This window comes from Flavobacterium sp., from assembly GCF_046296355.1.
GTDB lineage: Bacteria > Bacteroidota > Bacteroidia > Flavobacteriales > Flavobacteriaceae > Flavobacterium.
Window position 1 is genome coordinate 1 of the sequence record NZ_JBKBLM010000002.1, and the last position, 23,690, is coordinate 23,690.

Annotated in this window: 22 protein-coding genes; 16 read left to right on the forward strand and 6 right to left on the reverse strand. The window is 36.9% G+C overall.

Annotated elements, in window-relative coordinates:
- The 3 genes from ACK4HO_RS02015 to ACK4HO_RS02025 form a co-directional block, all read right to left on the reverse strand.
- Positions 1-499, reverse strand: a 499-nt coding sequence (locus ACK4HO_RS02015; RefSeq protein ID WP_409661854.1) for a DNA-3-methyladenine glycosylase family protein, incomplete at its 3' end; no start/stop codon positions are given.
- Positions 500-2,983: a DUF5686 family protein gene (locus tag ACK4HO_RS02020; protein WP_409661857.1), complete on the reverse strand. Its 2,484-nt coding sequence runs from the start codon at positions 2,981-2,983 to the stop codon at positions 500-502. It lies immediately after the preceding gene.
- Positions 2,984-3,115: 132 nt separating this feature from the next.
- A complete protein-coding gene (locus ACK4HO_RS02025; protein ID WP_187659539.1) occupies positions 3,116-4,093 on the reverse strand; it encodes a pyruvate dehydrogenase complex E1 component subunit beta in 978 nt (325 codons plus the stop codon).
- Positions 4,094-4,324: 231 nt separating this feature from the next.
- Between ACK4HO_RS02025 and ACK4HO_RS02030 the strand changes: the two genes are divergently transcribed.
- From ACK4HO_RS02030 to ACK4HO_RS02045, 4 genes are all read left to right on the forward strand, one after another.
- On the forward strand, positions 4,325-5,071 hold the full coding sequence (locus ACK4HO_RS02030) for an electron transfer flavoprotein subunit beta/FixA family protein (RefSeq protein ID WP_409661861.1): 747 nt from the start codon (positions 4,325-4,327) through the stop codon (positions 5,069-5,071).
- Between the two features lie 72 nt (positions 5,072-5,143).
- Entirely contained in the window at positions 5,144-6,112 is a 969-nt protein-coding gene (locus ACK4HO_RS02035) for an electron transfer flavoprotein subunit alpha/FixB family protein (protein ID WP_409661863.1), read from the forward strand.
- Positions 6,113-6,352: 240 nt separating this feature from the next.
- Entirely contained in the window at positions 6,353-6,979 is a 627-nt protein-coding gene (locus ACK4HO_RS02040; protein WP_409661866.1) for a bifunctional nuclease domain-containing protein, read from the forward strand.
- Between the two features lie 71 nt (positions 6,980-7,050).
- Positions 7,051-7,875: a thymidylate synthase gene (locus ACK4HO_RS02045; RefSeq protein ID WP_409661868.1), complete on the forward strand. Its 825-nt coding sequence runs from the start codon at positions 7,051-7,053 to the stop codon at positions 7,873-7,875.
- A 61-nt stretch (positions 7,876-7,936) separates the two neighbouring features.
- On the opposite strand, the gene ACK4HO_RS02050 is transcribed toward ACK4HO_RS02045, so the two are convergent.
- Complete coding sequence (locus ACK4HO_RS02050; protein ID WP_409661871.1) at positions 7,937-8,233, reverse strand: isoamylase early set domain-containing protein; 297 nt, start codon at positions 8,231-8,233, stop codon at positions 7,937-7,939.
- A gap of 238 nt (positions 8,234-8,471) precedes the next feature.
- Here ACK4HO_RS02050 and ACK4HO_RS02055 point away from each other — a divergent pair, with 238 nt between their 5' ends.
- The 4 genes from ACK4HO_RS02055 (at position 8,472) to ACK4HO_RS02070 (ending at position 10,829) form a co-directional block, all read left to right on the forward strand.
- The gene (locus ACK4HO_RS02055) at positions 8,472-8,807 is read left to right on the forward strand and encodes a 2TM domain-containing protein (RefSeq protein WP_409661874.1); all 336 of its coding nucleotides are present in this window, start codon (positions 8,472-8,474) and stop codon (positions 8,805-8,807) included.
- Complete coding sequence (locus ACK4HO_RS02060) at positions 8,807-9,289, forward strand: dihydrofolate reductase (RefSeq protein WP_409661877.1); 483 nt, start codon at positions 8,807-8,809, stop codon at positions 9,287-9,289. Before ACK4HO_RS02055 ends, ACK4HO_RS02060 begins: the two co-directional genes overlap by 1 nt.
- Positions 9,290-9,371: 82 nt before the next feature.
- Positions 9,372-10,106, forward strand: a complete 735-nt coding sequence (gene ubiE / locus ACK4HO_RS02065; protein ID WP_409661880.1) for a bifunctional demethylmenaquinone methyltransferase/2-methoxy-6-polyprenyl-1,4-benzoquinol methylase UbiE — start codon at positions 9,372-9,374, stop codon at positions 10,104-10,106.
- 21 nt (positions 10,107-10,127) lie between these two features.
- Complete coding sequence (locus ACK4HO_RS02070; protein WP_409661883.1) at positions 10,128-10,829, forward strand: porin family protein; 702 nt, start codon at positions 10,128-10,130, stop codon at positions 10,827-10,829.
- On the opposite strand, the gene ACK4HO_RS02075 is transcribed toward ACK4HO_RS02070, so the two are convergent.
- A complete protein-coding gene (locus ACK4HO_RS02075; protein ID WP_409661886.1) occupies positions 10,826-11,554 on the reverse strand; it encodes a TrmH family RNA methyltransferase in 729 nt (242 codons plus the stop codon). The two genes, ACK4HO_RS02070 and ACK4HO_RS02075, sit on opposite strands and share 4 nt — an antisense overlap.
- A gap of 37 nt (positions 11,555-11,591) precedes the next feature.
- Here ACK4HO_RS02075 and ACK4HO_RS02080 point away from each other — a divergent pair, with 37 nt between their 5' ends.
- From ACK4HO_RS02080 to accD, 3 genes are all read left to right on the forward strand, one after another.
- On the forward strand, positions 11,592-14,138 hold the full coding sequence (locus tag ACK4HO_RS02080) for a BamA/TamA family outer membrane protein (RefSeq protein WP_409661889.1): 2,547 nt from the start codon (positions 11,592-11,594) through the stop codon (positions 14,136-14,138).
- A 50-nt stretch (positions 14,139-14,188) separates the two neighbouring features.
- Positions 14,189-15,256, forward strand: coding sequence for a class II fructose-bisphosphate aldolase (gene fbaA, locus ACK4HO_RS02085; RefSeq protein WP_409661892.1), 1,068 nt, complete (start codon positions 14,189-14,191; stop codon positions 15,254-15,256).
- A 90-nt stretch (positions 15,257-15,346) separates the two neighbouring features.
- Complete coding sequence (gene accD, locus ACK4HO_RS02090) at positions 15,347-16,201, forward strand: acetyl-CoA carboxylase, carboxyltransferase subunit beta (protein ID WP_409661894.1); 855 nt, start codon at positions 15,347-15,349, stop codon at positions 16,199-16,201.
- A 102-nt stretch (positions 16,202-16,303) separates the two neighbouring features.
- Here the strand turns inward: accD and ACK4HO_RS02095 are convergent, their stop codons facing one another.
- Positions 16,304-17,560: an ABC transporter permease gene (locus ACK4HO_RS02095; protein WP_409661897.1), complete on the reverse strand. Its 1,257-nt coding sequence runs from the start codon at positions 17,558-17,560 to the stop codon at positions 16,304-16,306.
- Between the two features lie 186 nt (positions 17,561-17,746).
- Here ACK4HO_RS02095 and purH point away from each other — a divergent pair, with 186 nt between their 5' ends.
- From purH to mrdA, 5 genes are all read left to right on the forward strand, one after another.
- Positions 17,747-19,273 (forward strand): bifunctional phosphoribosylaminoimidazolecarboxamide formyltransferase/IMP cyclohydrolase, encoded by a 1,527-nt coding sequence (gene purH / locus ACK4HO_RS02100; protein ID WP_409661900.1) that lies wholly within the window; start codon positions 17,747-17,749, stop codon positions 19,271-19,273.
- A gap of 55 nt (positions 19,274-19,328) precedes the next feature.
- Positions 19,329-20,357, forward strand: coding sequence for a rod shape-determining protein (locus ACK4HO_RS02105; protein WP_121312631.1), 1,029 nt, complete (start codon positions 19,329-19,331; stop codon positions 20,355-20,357).
- Between the two features lie 72 nt (positions 20,358-20,429).
- Positions 20,430-21,257 carry a rod shape-determining protein MreC gene (gene mreC / locus ACK4HO_RS02110; RefSeq protein WP_409661904.1) on the forward strand — a complete coding sequence of 276 codons (828 nt, stop codon included), beginning with the start codon at positions 20,430-20,432 and terminating at the stop codon, positions 21,255-21,257.
- Positions 21,250-21,756 (forward strand): rod shape-determining protein MreD, encoded by a 507-nt coding sequence (locus ACK4HO_RS02115; protein ID WP_409661907.1) that lies wholly within the window; start codon positions 21,250-21,252, stop codon positions 21,754-21,756. The genes mreC and ACK4HO_RS02115 overlap by 8 nt, the downstream gene beginning before the upstream one ends.
- Positions 21,753-23,687 carry a penicillin-binding protein 2 gene (mrdA, locus tag ACK4HO_RS02120; RefSeq protein WP_409661910.1) on the forward strand — a complete coding sequence of 645 codons (1,935 nt, stop codon included), beginning with the start codon at positions 21,753-21,755 and terminating at the stop codon, positions 23,685-23,687. The genes ACK4HO_RS02115 and mrdA overlap by 4 nt, the downstream gene beginning before the upstream one ends.
- Positions 23,688-23,690: the final 3 nt, after the last annotated feature.

The window sequence follows — 23,690 nt, forward strand, 5'->3', positions numbered from 1 at the left end:
TCTTCTCTTTTTCTTCACAACCATAAAGCTCTTTAATGGTATTGACCACAGCGACATCACCTATCGGAAGTATATCTTGAGATTGCAAGGAGAACATCAAATAGACATCAATAGTCCAATGACCGATGCCTTTGATTTTGATTAATTCGTTTCTGACTTCGTCCGGATGTTTTTGAGAAAGCGTTTCCAATACTAAGGTTTTGTCTAAAATAGCTTCCGCTAAAGCTTTCAGATAAATGGTTTTTTGTCGACTCACGCCACAACTTCTAAGCGTTTCTTCCGAAGCCGAAATTATCGTATCCGGAGTAACAACACCTAAAGAATTTTCAATTTTGACATAACAAGCACGAGCGGATTCGATAGAAACCTGTTGCTCTAAAATGAGTTTGCACAAGGTTTGAAAACCTTCCGGTCGAGATGGAATATAAGGGTTGCCGTATTGCTGATGCAATTTTTGAAAAACTTCATCTTTTTCGACCAAATAAGTAATGGCTTCCATTTAGAAATAGAATCCGAACGAACCTTTAATCGTGAAATTATCCGTATCAGGTAAGTTTCTGTAGTTGCCTCTCCAAGCAAAATCCAAACGGAATACTTTGAAGATGTTTCCAATTCCGGCGCTGTATTCCCAATACGGTTTTTCAGGAGCTTTGTAAACTAATCCCGATGCATTAATGGCTCGATTTTCATCGGAAATTGTTCCGTAAACACCTCTAACTCCCACAATTTCACGCAAATTTAATTTTCGCAATCCCGGAATTCGGGCAAATATTTTTCCGTTGAAATTGTGTTCCCATTGTAAAGTGGCATATTCATCGGCTACAAATTCGTAGAAATTCAAATTGCTGAAGGTATTTTGAATGATAAAATACGTTTGGTTCCCCGGAACAACACTCATCAAGCCCAGCGGAATTTGACCAAAGGTTTTTCCTAATTCCATGGTGAAATTAGAGCGACCTAAAGGACCGATGACCACCGGCTGTTTGTAATAAAATTGGATTTTTTGATAGTCAAAATCACTACTGATTAATCCCTTAAACCCTTGACTGTAGTTGATAAAGAAACGACTGTACGGACTGTCAACTTCTCGTCTTTCCACTCCGTAACCAATGGTTTTTCGCTTAGGCGTATATTCTACCTGTAAGTTCAACTCTGATTGTTTTACTTCACTAGCTGTGGTAGTAAAAGTATCATCGGTATAGTAATTCAAACTAAAAGTATCCGAAGCCGATTCTAACGTTCGATAAGTAAATCCGAGTTGGAACGTTAAGTTTTTCACGGGTTCAATTTCCCCCGCGAGTGATGTCAAATTAATGTTTGTCAGTTTTCCATTGGCACCGGTTGTAAACAATCCCGATGAGGCGTAACTTCTCCCTAAAACATCATTGGTTGTGGTCAAACTTGCCCCAATTTGTTCTACATCTCGCCTATTGCCACCCGAAAGAATAATTCGGTTTTTCTTGTCAATCATCCATTTTCCTGATGCGCCATATTTGAATTTATTATCCTCAAATCCGTAAGCGGTGTAACCTTGCAAACGCCAAGTATCATTGGGTCCGAAATAAGTTCTTCCGCCGGCTCTCAAACGCCAACCTTCGACTTCATTGAAACCTACTGTGGAGAAAATCGGTCCGTAATCTAATTTCCATTTCGGAATTTCGATATAACCACTTCCTAAAATGGACACCAAGCTGTAAAGTCGTTTGAACTTCTTAACCGTTTTAAGCGTGTCAATCATTTCATAGATTTTCTGCTCATCTTTATTGAGTTTTTCAAAACGATTTTCTTCCCAATATTCATCGGTTTTGGCGTACACTTCATTGTCTATAAAATTGACTTCTTCTTTATAGAATTTCTCCGGTTTCTTTTCGTCAAACTTGAAGTTACGGTACAAAGTGGTTCTTTTGCCGTAAACCCCTTTGGATTCTTCCTTTTTACGCAAAGCGAAATCAGACATCATGTAATCTCGAGTAGGAAGAAATACTGAATCGTTCAATACTTCGAATTCTTGTTCAATATAAATGTCTTTTACCCAGTTGATATTGGCACTTTTAGTCACCGCCATATTGATGGTTTTGATGGCAAAAGTGGAATCATTCACCCAAAAATCGCCTTTGAAAGTCAGCTCATTTTTACGTCTTGGATAAAAAACGATATTATAGCACCATTTGTTGTCGATGAAAGCGGTATCGGTCAGAACATAATTGTATACATCAATTCCGGTACGCGATAACGGACTCACAAAACTCTTGTCGAAGAAGTTCAAATAGTTATCATAAATATCAAAATCGTTGTATAAATCTTTGATAAACATATTCACGCCATCGCCGTTTCCTAAGCCCGAATTTTTGTTGGCTTTGAGGATTTCTTTGGATTTTTTCGCTTCATTATCGCCATAAAAATCAGAGAGTGATTCGTTGATGAAAATCGGCAAATAGGTTTTCCCAGTTACACTTGAAGTATCGATATTTTTGAAGACAAACTCCATCCCTTTGAAAATTTTACTTTTCATAAAAGCGCTGTCGATGGTGTTCATGTCGAACTCTACTTTTTCATACTTTTCGTATTGGTATTGCTTGAACATTTTTAGTCCGTTCTTTCTTCGGCGTTCCCAAATTTTTCTCAAAATATCGAGCGCGGGATTGTTTTTCTTAGACGTTTTACCGGCAAATATTTTGATTTCTTTCAAAGCATTGCCTTCTGTCATCACTATTTTAAAATCGTAATTAACCAATTTCGGCAACTTGACTTCTTTGTCAGGAAATCCAACAAAGGAAACAATCAAGGCCGAATAATTCTCAGGAGATTCAATGTAAAATCTTCCGTCTTCATTGGAAACTACCCCAACTTGTGAGCCTTTAAAAACAATATTCGCATACGGAATAGGTTCATTGGAATTATCGACAACAATTCCGCTCACTTTCGTTTGGGCCGAAAGACTGTAAGTTAAAAGAAAAATAAATAGTGCAAATATCTTTTTCATGGGCAAAAAAAAACTCCATCTTATTTAGTAGGATGAAGTTTCAAATATAAGTATTTAGATTATTAGATTTCTGGATTATTAGATTTTTGGATTGAATTTTCTAACAATCTAAACATCTAACGATCTAACAATCTATTTATAAGTCACTTTTTTGACAGCTTTAACAACATCTTCCGCATTTGGCAACCATTCTTTTAGTAAAGTTGGTGAATAAGGCGCAGGTGTATCAGCAGTAGTGATTCTTTGGATTGGCGCATCTAAATAATCGAATGCTCTTTCCTGAACCATATAAGTAATTTCAGAAGCTACACTGGCAAACGGCCAAGCTTCTTCCAACACTACCAATCTGTTTGTTTTTTTAACCGAATTGATAATCGCATCGTAATCCATTGGGCGAACCGTTCTTAAGTCGATAATTTCACAAGAAATACCTTCTTTTGCTAATTCGTCTGCTGCAATAAAAGCTTCTTTGATGATTTTTCCAAAAGAAACAATCGTTACATCTGTTCCTTCTCTTTTAATATCGGCAACGCCTAACGGAATCGTGTATTCTTCTTCCGGCACTTCGCCTTTGTCGCCATACATTTGCTCTGATTCCATGAAAATCACAGGATCATTATCGCGAATGGCAGCTTTCAACAAACCTTTGGCATCATAAACAGTAGACGGAACAACCACTTTTAATCCCGGAGTGTTGGCAAACCAGTTTTCGAAAGCTTGTGAGTGGGTTGCTCCTAATTGTCCGGCAGAAGCCGTTGGACCACGGAAAACCATCGGCATTGGAAATTGTCCGGCCGACATTTGACGCATTTTAGCTGCGTTATTGATGATTTGGTCAATACCAACTAAAGAGAAGTTAAAAGTCATGTATTCTACAATCGGACGACAACCGTTCATCGCTGAACCTACTGCAATTCCGGCAAAACCTAGCTCTGCAATTGGTGTATCAATTACTCTTTTTGGCCCGAATTCGTCTAACATTCCTTTAGAAGCTTTGTAAGCACCGTTGTATTCGGCTACTTCTTCACCCATTAAATAGACTGATTCGTCGCGACGCATTTCTTCACTCATCGCTTCGGCAATCGCTTCTCTAAATTGTATCGTTCTCATATATGATTCTGTTACGGTCAATAATTTTGAAAGGCAAAAATAAAAATTTAAAATGATTAAAAAACATTTCTTGCCCTTAATTAATAGCCTATTAACAAGTCTTCAAGACAGGTTCCTTTTTCATGGGTTACGAAATCGATTGAAATTTGAAAAAATATTATGCATGCATATAAAAATTAGAAATATATTTTATACTTTTACGCTCTGAAAATTCACTTAATAAACACAACAATGAAAATATTAGTTTGCATCAGTCATGTGCCTGATACTACTTCAAAAATCAATTTCGTTAACGGTGATTCTGAATTTGATACCAATGGTGTGCAATTCGTAATCAACCCCAATGACGAGTTCGGATTAACCAGAGCCATTTGGTTCCAAGAACAACAAGGCGCGAATGTAACAGTAGTCAATGTTGGCGGTGCTGATACTGAACCTACTTTAAGAAAAGCATTAGCCATCGGCGCGAACGAAGCGATTCGTGTAAACGCTAAGCCTACTGACGGGTTTTTTGTGGCCAAACAATTAGCCGAAGTAGTAAAAACAGGCGGTTACGATTTAGTAATCTGCGGAAAAGAATCTTTGGACTACAACGGTGGAATGGTTCCGGGTATGTTAGCCGGATTATTGAATTACAACTTTGTTAATTCTTGTACCGAATTGACTATTGACGGAAATTCAGCCAAAGCTGCTCGTGAAATTGACGGTGGAAAAGAAACCATTGCCGCGAGTTTACCTCTAGTAATTGGCGGCCAAAAAGGATTAGTAGAAGAAAAAGACCTACGCATTCCAAACATGAGAGGAATTATGACGGCAAGAACTAAAGTATTGACGGTATTAGAACCTGTTGGAGCCAATGTAAATACAAAAGCCGTAAAATTTGAAAAACCAGCCCCAAAATCAGCCGTGAAATTATTTGCTGCGGATGATTTAGACGGATTGGTAAATGCCTTACACAACGAAGCTAAAGTAATCTAGTAATCAGTGTTCAGTCGCAGTTAGCAGTTTTCAACCTACAACTCAGAACATACAACTTAAAACTAAAAAATCATGTCATTATTAATATATGCAGAATCGGCCGACGGAAAATTCAAAAAAGTAGCTTTTGAATTGGCCTCTTATGCCAAAAAAGTAGCCGAATCATTGGGAACAACCGTAACTGCGGTAACCGTAAACGCCGGTAATGTTTCCGATTTATCAAAATACGGTGTAGATAAAGTGCTAAAAGTAACCAATGATAAATTGGCCAACTTCAATGCTAAAGCCTACGCCGACGTCGTAAAACAAGCCGCTCAAAAAGAAGGTGCGAAAGTCATTTTGCTTTCTTCTACAACCGACAGTTTATACATGGCGCCATTGGTAGCCGTTGGTTTAGATGCCGGATTTGCTTCGAATGTAGTGGGATTGCCTTTGAGCACCTCGCCTTTCCAAGTCAAAAGAACTGCTTTCTCTAACAAAGCGTTTAATATTACTGAAATCTCTACTGAAGTAAAAGTTTTAAGCTTAGCCAAAAACTCTTATGGTGTTTTCGAAAGCGCCTCATCTTCCACGGAAGAAGATTTCGCACCCAACTTAAACGACGCCGATTTCAACGTAAAAGTAGAATCAGTAGAAAAATCTTCAGGGAAAGTAACCATCGCCGATGCAGATGTTGTAGTATCCGGCGGACGTGGTTTAAAAGGTCCGGAAAATTGGGGATTAATCGAAGATTTAGCTTCAGTTCTTGGTGCTGCAACTGCATGTTCGAAACCTGTTTCTGATTTAGGTTGGAGACCTCACAGCGAACACGTAGGCCAAACCGGAAAACCGGTAGCGACCAATTTATACATAGCCGTGGGAATTTCCGGAGCCATTCAACACATTGCCGGAATCAACTCTTCTAAAGTAAAAGTAGTGATCAACACCGATGCCGAAGCTCCATTCTTCAAAGTAGCTGATTACGGGATTGTTGGTGATGCCTTCGATATTTTACCTCGCCTGACACAAAAACTAAAAGAGTTTAAAGCTCAAAACGCATAAACCGTTATTAATTCATTCCAAGAGTCGTTGAAAACTTTATTTTTTAACGACTCTTTTTTTGTGCTTTCCATTTTTAGAAGCGAAAAGTTTTTGTTACTTTGCAATCCATTTTCCTGCCATCCGTTGCAATCTTTTTTCAAAAGGATTTACACTCCTGTCAGGGCTATGCGGGAAGCCATTTTTGTAATTGTAAACGTAAAGTCTGGGTACTTTACACTCAAGACTTGATAATAAAAAATAATGAGTTTAGTAAAACTAACCATAAAAGGAATTTCTTATAGCCAAACGCAAAACGGCGCTTACGCCCTGATTTTAAATGAAGTAGACGGCGAAAGAAAATTACCTATTGTCATCGGCGCTTTCGAAGCACAATCCATCGCTATTGCCTTGGAAAAAGAAATCAAACCGCCTCGACCTTTAACCCACGATTTATTCAAAAGTTTCGCTGACCGATTCGATATCGTTGTTAAACAAGTTATCATCCACAAATTAGTTGACGGTGTTTTTTACTCGAGTATTATTTGCGAACGTGACAAAATAGAGGAAATTATTGACGCCCGAACTTCAGATGCTATTGCTTTAGCACTCCGATTCAACGCACCAATTTTTACCTATAAAAATATCTTAGACAAAGCCGGAATTTACCTCAACACCAATCCAACAGACCTCGAAAATCAAAATGCTGATGACGAAGGCATATTATCCACACCGGAAACTTTCGGATTGGACAATGAAGGCAAACCGGGCGATATCTACGTAAGCATGAGCCTTTCGGAATTACACGAAGCTTTGGAAAAAGCCGTTCAGGATGAAGATTATGAAAAAGCAGCGAAGATAAGAGATGAGATTTCGAAACGTGAGTCTTAAAGTTAATTCGGTTATTTGTTAATTTGGTTATTCGAATTAACAAATAACCAAATAACCAAATCAACATAAAAATGAAGCAATACCATGATTTAGTGCGACACGTTTTGGAAAACGGTTGCCAAAAAGGAGACAGAACCGGAACGGGAACCAAAAGTGTTTTTGGCTACCAAATGCGCTTTGATTTAAATGAAGGTTTCCCCATGGTAACGACCAAAAAACTACATTTAAAATCGATTGTTTATGAATTGCTTTGGTTCTTAAAAGGCGATACTAATATTGCTTACCTCAAAGAAAACGGCGTAAAAATTTGGGATGAATGGGCGGATGAAAATGGCGATTTGGGTCCGGTTTACGGTCACCAATGGCGCAATTGGAACAGTGAAGAAATCGACCAAATTACTGAATTAATTGAGACTTTAAAGAGCAATCCAAACAGCCGACGCATGCTAGTTTCCGCTTGGAATCCTTCCGTATTGCCGGACATATCAAAATCTTTTACGGAAAATGTGGCCAATGGCAAAGCGGCTTTACCGCCATGTCACGCATTCTTCCAATTCTATGTTGCTGATGGCAAATTGTCTTGTCAGCTGTACCAAAGAAGTGCTGATATTTTCTTAGGCGTTCCGTTTAATATTGCGTCTTATGCTTTATTTACCATGATGATTGCGCAGGTTTGCGATTTACAGGTTGGAGAATTCATCCATACTTTTGGCGATGCCCACATTTACAACAACCATTTCGAACAAGTGGAATTGCAATTGTCACGCGAACCAAGACCATTACCCAAAATGATTCTAAATCCGGAAGTAAAAAACATTTTCGATTTTACTTTTGAAGACTTCACTTTAGTGGATTACGATCCGCATCCGCATATTAAAGGAGCTGTGGCGATTTAATAAAAACAAAAAATCCGTCTCGAAATCGAGACGGATTTTTTCTTCAAACCAAAACTAAAACCTATAGTGCTAACACACTATTTTCTGCTCCGGCAAATTCGTTATACGCATAACTGTCTGCCTCAGGATCGTTTACATAAGAACCATCCACTAAATATTTAAACTCGAAAGAGTTGTCTTTTGGTAAATCAAAAGTTGCTTTGAAGGTTCCGTTTTTCAATTTTGATAATTCACCTTCAGCCGGGTTCCAATTGTTGAAATCTCCTATTACTGCTACAGTATTTGCTTCTTTTGCTTCGATTGAAAAGGTAACTTTAACAACCGGTTTTGTTTTTATAACTTGTTTCTTGATAGCCATAACTAATTCATTTATAGATTACTGAGGCAAAGTAAAGTGATTTTTTTATATCTTTTACACGCTTAATTATTTTTATGACATTGCTAAAAACATAGCCAAATAAAAAGAAGATTTACAATTTAAAAGCACTAAAATTTTACATCTGTGATTAAGAAATCGGTTTCGTAATACATTATCTCAAAATGATATTTTAACATTTTAAAAATAAATTCTACCTTTAAAGCACAAATTTCGCCTTATGGAGAACAACCAACACGAATTATACGAATACGCCAGGAACAGAATCAACCAAAAAAAGCGGCTGTTCCAACATTTTATTGTGCTTTGTATTGGTAGTGTGTTTTTATTTACCGCAAATCATTTGTTGAACTTTCATGACGAAACCAATTGGTGGATATGGATAGTGGCAGTTTGGTGCAGTCTTTTCATTTTTCATGTTATCAAAGTATTAATCACCGATAGTTTTATGAATAAAAACTGGGAAAGAGCCCAAATAGACAAGTTAATGCTCAAACAAACCAAAAAAATTGAGCAACTCAAAAACGACTTGGAAAATTCAAATCATACAAAATAATGATAACACTTATAGCCGCTGTGGCGGAAAACAATGCGCTGGGCAAAGACAACCAACTGCTTTGGCATTTGCCCGATGATTTTAAAAGATTCAAAACCTTGACTTCAGGTCACTACATTGTAATGGGAAGAAAAACTTTTGAAAGTTTCCCGAAACCATTACCCAATAGAACGCACGTAATTATTTCACGTCAAAAAAACTATCAACCTGAAGGTTGTATTGTGGTTGATTCCTTAGAAAAAGCTATTGAAATTTGTCCCAAAGACGAAGACATTTTTGTCATTGGCGGAGGCCAAATCTACCAACAATCAATCGCCATCGCTGATAAAGTTGATATCACTCGTGTGCATCATTCTTTTGATGCCGATACTTATTTTCCAAAGATTGATTTGAACCAATGGGAATTGGTTTTTGAAGAATTCCATCCCAAAGACGAACGACACGAATTCGATTTTACTTTTCAAACCTTTGTGCGAAAATAATAATTCGCTCCACAATTCTTAAAGAAAATCATAAGCCTTATCGCAATTAAAATATTGGCTTATATTTGTCGAAAATTCGAGCATGTCAAAGCAAATTACACCTTATAAAGAATCCACTTTAGGCAAAAAAGAACAAGTCACCCAAATGTTTGATACCATTTCGGGAGAATATGACGGTTTGAACAGAGTCATTTCGATGGGGATTGATGTCAAATGGAGAAAGAAAGTAATCGAATTGGTTAAAGCAAAAAATCCCGAAAATGCACTTGACATTGCCACCGGAACCGGAGATTTAGCGATTATGATGGCCGAATCCATTGCTGCTAAAAAAATCATTGGTTTGGATTTATCGGTTGGAATGCTCGAAGTAGGCAAGAAAAAAATTCTTGATAAAAACTTAGCAGATAAAATAGAAATGGTCGTTGGCGATAGTGAAAATATCCCTTACCCTGATAATTATTTTGACGCCATTACGGTTTCTTTCGGAATCAGAAACTTTGAAACTTTGGAAAAAGGTTTGGCTGAAATCTATCGTGTATTAAAACCCAATGGTATTTTTGTGATTTTAGAGACTTCGGTTCCTACGAAATTTCCTTTCAAGCAAGGTTATGGTTTTTACACCAAATTCATTCTGCCGCTAATCGGAAAACTATTTTCTAAAGACAATAGCGCTTATGGTTATCTGTCAGAATCAGCGGCTAATTTTCCTTTTGGCGAAGCTTTAAACAATATTTTGCGAAAAGTTTCGTTTATAGAATGTAAAGCCATGCCGCAAACTTTTGGAGTAGCCACCATTTACACCGCCACAAAAAAATAAAAATGTATTTTCAGCCTTAGCATGAAAAAAATAATTCTTCTTTTTATATTCTTTACCCTTAGTGCTCAAGCGCAATTTGGGACAAGTATCTTTTCGAAAGATCCTATTGTCAATTTGGAAAACTTTGACAAACAAAGAGTCTATTGGGGTTATTTTTTAGGCTTTAGTTCTTTCGATTTCAAAACCGATTACAAAGTGCCCGGACAAGACATTAATGTAAAAGGAAATAGCGGTTTTAATGTAGGGTTGGTTGGTGTTTTAAGATTACAGGAATATATAGAATTGCGTTTTGAACCCGGATTGTATTATGCCAGCAGAACGTTAACCTATCCCGGATTTACCAATGAACGCGATGCTTTGAGAGAAGTAAAAGCGACTTATATTGACTTTCCGTTAATCCTTAAATTTTCTTCGCTACGCACCGGAAATGTGAGACCTTATTTATTAGGTGGTGTAGGTACTACTCTTAACTTATCGAGTAATTCTAAATCAAAAGACGACAACTCGGAACAAAAATTCAGGGTAAAACCTTGGACGCAAAATTATACTCTTGGTTTCGGCATTGATTTGTATTTTGAATACTTTAAATTTTCACCTTCCATCAGAGGTGTTTTCGGATTTAATGACGAGTTAATACGCGATGATGACCCAAATAGTCCTTGGACAGGCAACATTGAATCGTTGAAAACCCGTGCGGTTTTAATCAACTTTACATTCCACTAGGAATTTCTTCTAAACTCACTTAAACATATTGCAGTAGCTGTCGCTACATTCAAACTTTCGGTTTGTTGAATATCGCCAAATCTAGGAATCGCAATTCTGTTTTTAATACTTTTTTCTATAGATGGTGAAATCCCATTGGCTTCGTTGCCAAAAATCAAAACACCATCTGTTGGCAAGACTTCTTTATAAATGTTTTTCCCATCCATAAAAGTTCCGAAAACCGGAAGTGTCGTTTGGGCAATAAAATCTTGTAAATCAGCATATATTACATTCACCCTCGTTATAGAACCCATTGTAGCCTGAATTACTTTTGAATTATACACGTCAACCGTTTCATAGGAGCAAACCAATTGCTTTACCCCAAACCAATCGCAAAGCCTTATGATGGTTCCCAAATTCCCCGGATCGCGAATATCGTCGAGGGCAACAATCAGACCTTTGTCTTCTATGGTTTTGGTTTTTGGAATTTTGAAAATGGCCAAACACGAACTCGGAGAAACCAAGGCGGAAATTCTTTTCATGTCGGCTTCTTTAACCAATGTTTTTTGATCCGGATTGATGGTTTCAAAAATACTTTCTGTAACAAATAAATGTTCCAGCACAAAATTTGATTGTAACAATTCCTGTATTACTTTTACACCTTCGGCTATAAACAATTGATGCTCGTTTCGGTATTTTTTATGTTGAAGACTGGTAATTAATTTTATTTGGTTTTTACTAACCATAAAATACTGTATTTTTGAATTAAATATTTCGCAACACTTGAAAAAGAGTATCACAAAAATATCACTATTTATCCTAACTGCACTAATTATCTTTAGTTGTAACTCGACAAAAAGAGTTCCCAATGAGAGAAGACTGCTTACCAAAAATGATATTTATGTTGATGACAAAAAAGACAACGGAGAAGAAGTCACCAATCAGTTGTACCAAAAACAGAACAGTGCCATTTTGGGCTATCGTCTGAGACTGAACCTTTATAATTTGGCCAAGCCAAAATCAGACTCTTTGTTCAAAGCAAAAATGATTAAAAACCCCAAACGATATTACCGAAAAGCCAGTTGGCTTTCTAAAAAACAAGTCAAGCGATTGGGCGAATCATTCCTCTATTCCGGTTTTGATAATTTCTTGAGAAAAACAGGTGAAGCACCTATTATGCTTGATACTGCCAGCACCAAGAAATCATTACGCCGTTTGAAATCATACTATTACAACCGTGGTTATTTTGATGTAACCACTAAATATAAAATAGACAGCATTGACAAGAAAAAAGTCAAGCTCCGATATGACATCACTACCGGAAAACCCTACATCATTGACAGTCTTAACACTTACATTGCCAGTGTACCTTTGGATTCTATTTATCAACTGAGAAAAAAAAGCTCACTGATAAAAACCGGTCAACGCTATGAAACCAGTAATTTTATAGATGAAAAAAAGCGCATCACCGAAGATTTCAGGAACAACGGTGCTTTTCGGTTCCAACAAAATTATGTCAGCTTTGACATCGACACCATCAATAAAAAGCACAGACCAACGGTAAACTTGGTCATCGAAAATGAAATTATACGAAGCGAAGACAGCACTCAAACAAAACCTTTTGAATTATACAAAATCAGTAAAGTAAATATTTTTACGGATCACAGTCCGACCAATCCCAATGCGACTATTAAAGACAGTGTGACTTACAATGACTTTACATTATACAGTACCGACAAATTAAAATACCGTCCAAAAGCCATTACCGATGGGATTTTTGTGACCAAAGACAATTATTTTTCGGATTTCAGAACTTCGGTTACTTCAAGATATTTGAGTAATCTAAAAGTTTTTAATTATCCATTGATTCAATATGTGGAAGACAAAACACAAAAGAACAGCTTGATTGCCAATGTTTATTTGACGCCAAGAAAAAAATACACTTTCGGATTTTCAACGGATTTTACCCATTCCAATATTCAGGATTTTGGAATCACCGGAAATACATTCTTGGGCATTCGAAACGTGTTTAATGGCGCAGAAACCTTTGAATTAGGCTTTAGAGGAAATATTGGTTCTTCAAAAGATTTGGCCAATCCAAACAATACTTTCTTTAACATTTCAGAAATTGGGGTTGATGCCAAGTTGAATTTCCCGCGTATCTTTTTTCCGTTCAAAACCGATAAAATCATTCCAAAAACCATGATTCCTTACACTACTTTGAGTGTAGGTTATTCTAAACAAACTAACATTGGTCTAGACAAACAAAACTTTACAAGTTCGCTTTCTTACAATTGGACACCGAAAAGAAACATAAATTTTAAAGTGGACTTAATCAATATTCAGTTTGTTAAAAACCTGAATCCTTCAAATTACTTTAATATTTACAAATCATCCTACAATACTATCAATGAAATTGCACAAAGTTATCCTACTGTAAATTCAGACTATTTTAATGTCGATGGTAATTTGATTATTGAAGACGGTGTACTCGGATTTGTTAATGATGTTGCCAATCAAGATGTAGCAGTCTCAATAACCGATGCTAAATCACTTTTAAGCATCATAGAAAGAAGAGCCCGACTGATTGAGAACAACTTGATTTTTGCTTCCAATGTTACATTTACCAAAACCTCCAAAAAAGATTTATTTGACAATAACTTTTATGCCATCAAAGCCAAAGTAGAATCTGCCGGCGGATTATTGGCAATAATTGCAAAAGCTTCCGAACAATTAAAAAATCAAAATGGCGCCAATACCTTTTTGGATGTAGAATTTTCACAATACATCAAAACCGAATTCGAATACATTAAACATTGGGATTTAAGTCGGAAAAAAGTTTTGGCAGTCAAAGCTTTTGGCGGTATCGCTATTCCTTATGGCAATTCGGATGACGTTCCGTTTTCTCGAAGTTATTTTGCCGGTGGTACAAATGACATCAGAGCATGGCAATCCTATAGTTTAGGCCCTGGAGGAAGTGGTAGTTTTTTAGATTTTAACGAAGCAAATATGAAACTGACGCTTAGTGCCGAGTTTAGATTTAACATTTTTCAACAACTCAACGGTGCTTTATTTACAGATGCAGGAAACATTTGGAACGTATTAGACAACACCACCGATGAACCTTCAATTTTTAGCGGTTTAAATTCACTGGAAAATATAGCTGTAGGCACCGGATTTGGATTCCGATATGACCTTAGTTTTTTTATCGTGCGATTGGATTTAGGATTTAAAACCTACAATCCGGCATTGGAAGAAAACGAGAAATGGTTCAGAGAAATGCGCTTTAACAAATCAGTTTTAAATATTGGAATAAATTATCCTTTCTAAAATTAGAAATTATTATTTTTGTAACCTTAACTTAAAAACGACACAAAACAATGGCTCACAATATCAAACCAGGAGTTGCTACCGGAGATGACGTACAAGCAATTTTTAATTATGCTAAAGAAAAAGGATTTGCACTTCCTGCGGTGAATGTAATCGGTTCGAGCACTATCAACGGTGTTCTGGAAACGGCGGCTAAATTAAATGCACCCGTGATTATTCAATTCTCCAACGGTGGAGCACAGTTCAATGCAGGAAAAGGGTTGACCAATGCAGGTGAAAAATCAGCCATTGCAGGTGGAATTGCCGGAGCGAAGCACATTCACACTTTAGCGGAAGCTTATGGTGCGACCGTAATTCTTCATACCGACCATTGTGCTAAAAAATTATTGCCTTGGATTGACGGTTTGTTGGATGCTTCTGAAAAACATTTCGCTGAAACAGGAAAACCCCTATTCTCTTCACACATGATTGATTTATCTGAAGAGCCAATCGAAGAAAACATTGAAATTTGTAAAAATTACTTAGCTCGCATGAGCAAGATGGGCATGACCTTAGAAATCGAATTAGGAATCACGGGCGGTGAAGAAGATGGTGTTGACAATTCTGATGTAGACAGCTCAAAATTATATACCCAACCGGAAGAAGTAGCTTATGCTTACGAAGAGTTGATGAAGATTTCTCCAAAATTCACTATCGCTGCAGCTTTTGGGAACGTACACGGTGTTTACAAACCAGGTAACGTAAAATTGACCCCTAAAATCTTGAAAAACTCTCAAGATTATGTTCAAAATAAATTCAACACAGGACCAAATCCAGTAGATTTTGTTTTCCATGGTGGTTCAGGCTCGACTTTGGAAGAAATCAGAGAAGCGATTTCTTATGGCGTTATCAAAATGAATATTGATACCGACTTACAATTTGCTTTCACCGAAGGCATCAGAGATTATATGGTTTCTAAAATTGATTATTTAAGAACACAAATTGGAAGTCCGGAAGGCTCAGATTCGCCAAACAAAAAACACTATGATCCAAGAAAATGGATTCGTGAAGGTGAAATAACTTTCAACACGAGATTAGAGCAAGCATTTGCCGACTTGAATAACGTTAATACACTATAATAATATAATTAAGTTTGTTCGTTTGTAGTTTATCGTTTAAGTTTAATTAAACCCACAACAAACAGCAATCATAAACAAATAAACTTAACTATGGCTTGGTTTAAAAGAACAGAAAAAGGAATTACCACCGCAACCGAAGACAAAAAAGATGTTCCTAAAGGACTTTGGTACAAATCGCCGACCGGAAAAATTATCGACCAAGATGAATTGGCGAGAAATCTTTGGGTAAGTCCGGAAGATGATTTTCACGTGAGAATCGGTAGTAAAGAATACTTCGAAATCTTGTTTGACAACAATGAATTCAAAGAATTAGACGCCAAAATGACTTCAAAAGATCCATTAAATTTTGTAGATACTAAAAAATATTCTGACCGTTTAAGAGACGCCATCGACAAAACAGGATTGAAAGATGCAGTTCGAACAGGCGTTGGAAAATCAAAAGGAAAAGACTTGGTAGTTTGTTGTATGGACTTTGCCTTTATAGGTGGTTCAATGGGTGCTGTTGTGGGTGAAAAAATTGCTCGTGGTATCGATCATTCCATCAAAAACAATATTCCGTTTGTGATGATTTCTAAATCGGGTGGTGCTCGTATGATGGAAGCCGCTTATTCATTAATGCAGTTGGCTAAAACTTCTGCTAAATTAGCGCAATTGGCCGAAGCAAAAATTCCTTACATTTCATTGTGTACCGATCCAACAACCGGAGGAACTACAGCTTCATACGCAATGCTAGGAGACATTAACATCTCTGAACCAGGCGCTTTGATTGGATTCGCCGGACCAAGAGTTGTACGTGATACTACAGGTAAAGATTTGCCGGAAGGTTTCCAAACGGCTGAATTCGTTTTAGACCATGGTTTCCTTGATTTTATTGCACCAAGAAAAGAACTGAAAGACAAAATTAACTTGTATATCGATTTGATTTTGAATCAGGACATCCGATAGTTTTAACTTAATTAAAATATAAAAAGGCACAAAGTTTAGATTTTGTGCCTTTTTTTTATGCTTTTAAATATATAAACCCGAAAACTGCGACTGAACACTCATCTACTGTCCACTACGAATCGCTTCCACAGGATCTAATTTGGAAGCCGAAATAGCAGGTAAAATTCCGGAAATCAATCCAACTACGGCAGATAATCCGGTGCCGATTACAATATTGCCCATGCTTAAAACAAATTCAAACTCTAATACATTGGTCATCAACATGGCCAAAAGCCAAACGATAAATAAACCTATAATTCCGCCAATTAAACAAAGAATTATCGCTTCGAATAAGAATTGCAAAAGGATAAATTTATTTTTGGCACCCAACGATTTTTGAATTCCAATAAGACTTGTTCTTTCTTTTACTGAAACAAACATGATGTTGGCAATTCCAAATCCACCCACCAAAAACGATAAAATACTGATTAGAATTCCACCAATCCTCACTTGACCGATGGCACCATCTATCAAATCGGTAAAGCCGGAAAGTACACTGATAAAAAAGTTATCGATATCGCCTTGTTTTACGCCTCTGAAAGTTCTTAGTTTTTGAGTAATTTCTCCTTTAAGTGCGTCTATATCGATTCCTTTTTCGGGTTTGATTATAATTAATGCAGAAACTCTCGGGTTGTTATCGCCATAAATTCTTCTCAAAAAATTAGAGGGTAAAAAAGCCGAAACATCATCACTTCCGCCTAAACCCATCATCGATTCACCCTTCTTTTTGGTAACGCCAATAACGGTAAATTGTTGACCATACATACGAATCGATTTTCCGATTGGAGCAATATCACCAAAAAGCGACTCTGCAATATCATGACCTAAAACCACCACTTGTTTCCCTGAATTGGATTCAGACTCATTAAAAAAACGTCCGGTTAAAAATTCCATACGTTGAATATCCGTAAACTCAGCCGTTACCGGAACCATATTGACACTTTCAACAGTATTGGCTTCAAATTTCAAGGTTTGATTTAAAGTGAAATATTGGAAACATACATCCTCAACGCCATTCAAGGAATTCTTTAAATATTGGTATTCTTCATAATTTACTTTCGGAAATTGGTCTCGCTTCCATCTTGGAATATCACTTGGGCCAAATGATCTGCTTGTCAAATAAATGGTGTTTTTATCTAACGAACTTAAATCTGCTTTTATTTTTCGGTCCAAAGAATCAACTGCCGCCAAAACCGCAATGATCGAAAATATACCAATAGTTACACCCAACAACGAAAGCATGGTTCGCAATTTATTGTTGCGCAAAGCGTTCATGGCAAAGGCAAAACTTTCTTTAAGCAGTCTTAAGTAGAGTAACATTTATGGCTGATTTTGGTCGTGGTAAATTTCATTAAAAATAATGAAAATCACTATTGTTTTGTATACAGACCTATTTGTGTCAAAAAACAAAATATTGTTACAATTCTTGCTTGAATTTTGGCATTAAAAAAACTACTTTTGTCCCCTTAAAACTATCTGTCCTCAGACACACGCAACATACACAACATGAGCACACCAAAAACAATCCAATCAGCCTTGATTTCAGTCTTTTCAAAAGACGGTTTAGAGCCAATTGTTCGCCAACTACACGAACAAAACGTAACCCTATATTCAACGGGCGGAACTGAAGAATTCATTAATAAATTAGGAATTCCGGTAGTTCCCGTGGAAGAAATCACTTCGTTCCCGGAAATTCTTGGCGGAAGAGTAAAAACATTACACCCAAAGATTTTTGGCGGTATCTTAAACCGTCAGGACAATTCTTCGGATGTAGCCCAAATGAAAGAATTTGACATTCCTCAAATTGACTTAGTGATTGTTGATTTATACCCATTCGAAAAAACAGTAGCTTCCGGAGCAAGCGAAGCGGATATTATTGAAAAAATTGATATTGGCGGGATTTCTTTGATTCGCGCTGCTGCGAAAAACTTCAAAGACACGGTAATCGTAGCTTCGGTAAATGAATATGCCCTTTTGTTGGATTTAATTTCGACACAAAACGGCGCAACCACATTGGAACAAAGAAAAGTGATGGCTTCAAAAGCATTCCATGTTTCTTCCAATTATGACAGTGCGATTTTTAATTATTTCAATACCGATGAAACTATTTTCAAAGTAAGCATTGATAACGGACAAGTATTGCGTTACGGAGAAAATCCACACCAAAAAGGATTCTTCTTTGGCGAATTTGACAAAATGTTTACCAAATTACACGGCAAAGAATTGTCATACAACAATTTGTTAGACGTTGATGCGGCCGTAAACTTGATTTTAGAATTCAAAGAAAACGACCCAACTTTCGCCATCTTAAAACACAACAACGCGTGCGGAATGGCGACAAGAAGCACCATGAAAGACGCTTATTTAGCAGCTTTGGCCGGTGATCCGACTTCGGCTTTTGGTGGTGTTTTGATTGCCAATGGAAATATTGATGAAGCCACTTCAAACGAAATCAACAGCTTATTCTGCGAAGTGGTCATTGCTCCAAGTTATGACGAAAAAGCGATTACCATTTTATCTGAAAAGAAAAACAGAATTATTTTAGTCCAACACGATGTGGAATTACCTAACCGTCAAGTAAGAACTTGTTTGAACGGTTTATTGGTACAAGATAAAAACAACATCACGGACAATAAAACACACCTAACTTACGTTACTAATACAAAGCCTAGCGAACAAGAAATCGATGATTTATTATTTGCTTCAAAAATTTGTAAAAATACCAAATCAAACACGATTGTATTTGCAAAAAACAGTACATTAGTAGCATCGGGAACCGGTCAAACTTCGCGAGTGGATGCTTTGAAACAAGCGATTGAAAAAGCGACTACTTTTGGGTTTGATTTAAATGGCGCAGTGATGGCGAGTGATGCTTTTTTCCCTTTTCCGGATTGTGTAGAAATCGCTCACAACGCAGGAATTACGGCAGTTATTCAACCCGGCGGCTCAATAAAAGATGAGTTGAGCATTAATTTTTGCAACGAAAATAAAGTTGCAATGGTATTTACAGGCACACGTCATTTTAAACATTAATTTGTTTAACTTTGTGCGTTAAAAATTTATATAAACGTAAACCCTAAATAAACCTATGGGATTTTTTGATTTCATGACTGAGGATATAGCAATTGACCTTGGTACAGCCAACACTCTGATAATTCATAATGACAAAGTTGTAATTGACAGTCCGTCGATTGTAGCCCGAGACCGAATATCAGGAAAAATCATCGCCGTTGGAAAAGAAGCCAACATGATGCAAGGTAAAACCCATGAAAACATCAAGACCATACGTCCGTTGAAAGACGGGGTTATCGCCGATTTTGATGCGTCTGAGAAAATGATTAGCATGTTCATCAAAAGCATACCGGCTTTAAAGAAAAAAATGTTTACTCCGGCACTTCGCATGGTAGTTTGTATTCCATCGGGCATTACTGAAGTGGAAATGCGTGCAGTAAAAGAATCATGTGAACGCGTAAACGGAAAAGAAGTCTACTTAATCCACGAACCAATGGCTGCGGCAATTGGTATCGGCATCGATATTATGCAACCAAAAGGAAACATGATTGTAGATATTGGAGGTGGAACCACAGAAATTGCGGTAATCGCTTTGGGCGGAATTGTTTGTGACAAATCGGTTAAAATTGCCGGTGACGTTTTCACAAATGACATCGTTTACTACATGAGAACGCAACACAATTTATTTGTTGGAGAAAGTACGGCTGAGAAAATCAAAATTACAATCGGAGCCGCTACAGATGATCTAGAAACACCACCGGATGACATGTCGGTACAAGGTCGAGATTTATTGACCGGAAAACCAAAACAAGTGGAAGTATCTTATAGAGAAATCGCCAAAGCTTTAGACAAATCTATCCAACGTATCGAAGATGCGATTATGGAAACCTTATCACAAACACCACCGGAATTAGCTGCCGATATCTATAATACCGGTATCTATCTTGCTGGTGGAGGCTCGATGTTAAGAGGTTTGGACAAACGTATTTCTCAAAAAACAGATTTACCGGTTTATATTGCTGAAGATCCATTAAGAGCCGTAGTTCGCGGTACCGGAATGGCGCTTAAAAATATTCCGAAATTCAGAAGTATTTTAATTAAATAATTAGCCGTTAAGACTATTTATTTTTTACCTTTATTTCGGCCATATTTATAACAATCAATATACAATTTAAAAATGCAGCAAATTTTTAATTTTATACTAAAAAACAGTAATCGCTTACTGTTTTTGCTGCTTTTGGTAATATCCCTTTCTTTAACGATTCAATCGCATTCGTACCACAAAAGTAAAATGATTAGTTCCGCTAATTTCTTTACCGGAGGTATTTACGAAAAGATCAACAACATCGATGAATATTTTCATTTGAAGTCACAAAACGATGAATTGGCCCAAGAAAATGCACGTTTGAAATCACTTTTATTCAATCAAAAAGATACTACTAAATTACCTCAAATTGATTCGATAAAAGGCGTTAAAAAAACCGACATCATCGTTTCTAAAGTGATTCGCAATTCTTATAGCGTACACGAAAATTACCTGACCATCAACAACGGTTCGGCTTCAGGAATTAAACCCAATATGGGCGTCATTAATAGCGCCGGTATTATCGGAATTGTAGACAACACATCCAAAAACTACTCGACCATCATTAGTATTTTGAATGTCAAATCTCAAATCAACGCTAAAATCAAAAAGTCCAATCATTTTGGTTCTTTAGTTTGGAACGGGAAAAGCACGGGATTTGTTCAATTGATTGACGTCCCAAGATTAGCAGGCGTTCGCAAAGGTGACACCATTGTAACCGGTGGACAATCTATTATCTTTCCTGAAAATATTGGCATAGGCACTATTGAAAAAGTTTACATTGACAACGTAACCAACTATTATACACTTGACATCAAATTGTTTAATGACATGACCAACTTAGGCCATGTATATATCATTAAAAACAAAGATGCTGAAGAAATATCTAACCTAGAAAATCAAAACAAGAAAAATGAATAGTGCCTTATTAGGAAATATAGCCCGATTCATCTTGTTGCTTGCCGCACAGGTTTTGATATTCAACCGAATTGATTTGTTTGGGTTTATCAATCCATTCCCATATGTACTATTCATCATCCTTTTTCCCGTAAACGGTAACAAAACCGGATTGTTGATGGCGAGTTTCTTTTTAGGCTTACTGATGGACATGTTTTGCAATTCGGGTGGTGTTCATGCTGCGGCTTGTATAATGTTGGCATATTTTAGACCAGCCATTTTTAAATTTTCTTTCGGATTGAGTTACGAGTACCAAACGGTAAAACTAAATGATGTCCTGACGCCCGAAAGATTTTCTTTTATATTGATTGCTGTTGTCCTGCATCATATTGTATTGTTTGTATTGGAAGTCTTTAAATTGAGTTTCCTTTGGGATATTCTACTGCGTACTGTGTTAAGTACATTATTTACCATTATCACCTGTATCATTATCATCTACATTATTAAGCCAAGCAAACGATGAGAAAAGTTTTGTTGCCCACAATCATTTTCGTTGTAACCGTTTTACTTGTGATGCGGCTATTCTATTTACAGGTAATTGATGAGTCCTTAAAATTAAAATCTGACAATAACGCCATCAAAATCAAATATGACTATCCGGAAAGAGGTTATATTTACGACAGAAACGGCAAACTTTTGGTAGCCAATCAACCGTCTTATGACATCATGGTTATCCCTAAAGATGTTAAAGATTTAGACACAGTTGAGTTTTGCTCTTTGCTTAACATCACCAAAGAAGAGTTTTTGAAAAAAATTGCCAAGGCGAAAGTTTATAGTCCACGACTTCCTTCTGTTTTTTTGGCACAACTCAACAAAAAAGAATACGCAGCCTTTCAAGAAATTCAAAGAAAATTTAATGGATTTTATATCCAAAAACGTTCATTGCGCGATTATCAAGTAGCTTATGGTGCTAATGTTTTTGGTTTTATCACCCAAGTAAACGAAGCCATTATTGCCAAAAACAAATACTACAACAGTGGTGATTTGATAGGAAGACAAGGTGTTGAAGAAAGCTACGAAGACATTTTGCGCGGTATTAAAGGCGTTAAATACATTCAAAAGGACAAATACAACCGAGATATTGGTTCGTATAAAGAAGGCCGATTTGATACTATCGCACTGCAAGGAAAAGACATCAATTTAACCCTAGATGCCGAGTTGCAAAAATATGGCGAGGAACTGATGATTAACAAACGAGGTGGAATTGTAGCGATTGAGCCTAGTACCGGTGAAATTTTAGCTTTGGTTACCGCGCCGTCCTATGACCCTGCGATTTTAGTTGGAAGACAACGTTCCAAAAATTACACCATGCTTTATCATGATTCTATTGCAAAACCATTGTATGACCGTGGCCTTTTAGCGGAATATACGCCTGGTTCACCATTTAAAATCCTAACCGGTTTAGTGGCATTGCAAGAAGGCGTAATTGATGAAACCACCAGTTTTGTTTGTCATCACGGTTTTAGTTATGCGCCGGGACGATTTATGAGATGTCACGACTCGGGAGTTTCTATGTTGCACAATGGAATCTATAATTCTTGCAACACTTATTTTGCGAGTATTTATATGAAAACCATCAATAAATACCAAAAAGCGCCTGATGGTGTTGATGTTTGGAGCAAACATTTAAAAACTTTTGGGTTAGGACAATTTATGGGATACGACTTACCAACTGGTAAAAAAGGAAGTCTTCCCACCTCTAAAACCTATAAAAAAATGTATCCGGGTTGGGACTGGTCAAGTAAAACGATTGTTTCCAATGCTATTGGTCAGGGAGAAGTTTTGATGACGCCAATTCAATTAGCCAACATGATTGCTACTGTAGCCAACAGGGGTTTTTATTATACCCCTCACATCATCAAAAAAATCAAAGGTGGACAAATTGATAAAAAATTCACGACCAAACATGTGACTTCCATTGACAAAAAATATTTTGAACCCATGATAAGCGGTTTATTTGATGTTTACAACCTAGGAACTGCGCATGGTTTGAATGTAGAAGGCATTGACATCTGTGGTAAAACAGGAACGGCAGAAAATTATACTAAGATAAACGGCAAAAGGGTAAAACTTCAGGATCACTCCATTTTTGTGGCTTTCGCACCAAAAGACAATCCAAAAATTGCCATAGCTGTATTTGTGGAAAATGGTTATTGGGGGTCACGTTGGGCAGGTCCGATAACCAGTTTGATGATTGAAAAATACATCAAAAGAAAAATCACTCGCAAAGATTTAGAAAAGCGAATGTTAGAAGGAAGTCTTCAGGCGGAATACAACAAATACATTGCGAATCCTATTCAGGATACTTTGATAAACAAAAGCATTAAAACACCGATAAAACCGGCAGTAAAAGACTCCAACGGAATTAAAAAGAGCACAGCTCCAAAAAATTAATTT

Excerpts from the sequence above, each read along its gene's own strand:
- ACK4HO_RS02070 (WP_409661883.1), top strand. The coding sequence starts at position 10,128 with ATGAAAAAAATAATTCTTCTTTTTATATTCTTTACCCTTAGTGCTCAA.
- ACK4HO_RS02075 (WP_409661886.1), bottom strand. The coding sequence starts at position 11,554 with ATGGTTAGTAAAAACCAAATAAAATTAATTACCAGTCTTCAACATAAA.
- ACK4HO_RS02020 (WP_409661857.1), bottom strand. The coding sequence starts at position 2,983 with ATGAAAAAGATATTTGCACTATTTATTTTTCTTTTAACTTACAGTCTT.
- ACK4HO_RS02115 (WP_409661907.1), top strand. The coding sequence starts at position 21,250 with ATGAATAGTGCCTTATTAGGAAATATAGCCCGATTCATCTTGTTGCTT.
- ACK4HO_RS02030 (WP_409661861.1), top strand. The coding sequence starts at position 4,325 with ATGAAAATATTAGTTTGCATCAGTCATGTGCCTGATACTACTTCAAAA.
- mrdA (WP_409661910.1), top strand. The coding sequence starts at position 21,753 with ATGAGAAAAGTTTTGTTGCCCACAATCATTTTCGTTGTAACCGTTTTA.
- accD (WP_409661894.1), top strand. The coding sequence starts at position 15,347 with ATGGCTTGGTTTAAAAGAACAGAAAAAGGAATTACCACCGCAACCGAA.
- ACK4HO_RS02035 (WP_409661863.1), top strand. The coding sequence starts at position 5,144 with ATGTCATTATTAATATATGCAGAATCGGCCGACGGAAAATTCAAAAAA.
- ACK4HO_RS02040 (WP_409661866.1), top strand. The coding sequence starts at position 6,353 with ATGAGTTTAGTAAAACTAACCATAAAAGGAATTTCTTATAGCCAAACG.
- ACK4HO_RS02025 (WP_187659539.1), bottom strand. The coding sequence starts at position 4,093 with ATGAGAACGATACAATTTAGAGAAGCGATTGCCGAAGCGATGAGTGAA.
- ACK4HO_RS02055 (WP_409661874.1), top strand. The coding sequence starts at position 8,472 with ATGGAGAACAACCAACACGAATTATACGAATACGCCAGGAACAGAATC.
- ACK4HO_RS02050 (WP_409661871.1), bottom strand. The coding sequence starts at position 8,233 with ATGGCTATCAAGAAACAAGTTATAAAAACAAAACCGGTTGTTAAAGTT.
- purH (WP_409661900.1), top strand. The coding sequence starts at position 17,747 with ATGAGCACACCAAAAACAATCCAATCAGCCTTGATTTCAGTCTTTTCA.
- ACK4HO_RS02060 (WP_409661877.1), top strand. The coding sequence starts at position 8,807 with ATGATAACACTTATAGCCGCTGTGGCGGAAAACAATGCGCTGGGCAAA.
- ACK4HO_RS02045 (WP_409661868.1), top strand. The coding sequence starts at position 7,051 with ATGAAGCAATACCATGATTTAGTGCGACACGTTTTGGAAAACGGTTGC.
- ACK4HO_RS02105 (WP_121312631.1), top strand. The coding sequence starts at position 19,329 with ATGGGATTTTTTGATTTCATGACTGAGGATATAGCAATTGACCTTGGT.
- fbaA (WP_409661892.1), top strand. The coding sequence starts at position 14,189 with ATGGCTCACAATATCAAACCAGGAGTTGCTACCGGAGATGACGTACAA.
- ACK4HO_RS02095 (WP_409661897.1), bottom strand. The coding sequence starts at position 17,560 with ATGTTACTCTACTTAAGACTGCTTAAAGAAAGTTTTGCCTTTGCCATG.
- ubiE (WP_409661880.1), top strand. The coding sequence starts at position 9,372 with ATGTCAAAGCAAATTACACCTTATAAAGAATCCACTTTAGGCAAAAAA.
- mreC (WP_409661904.1), top strand. The coding sequence starts at position 20,430 with ATGCAGCAAATTTTTAATTTTATACTAAAAAACAGTAATCGCTTACTG.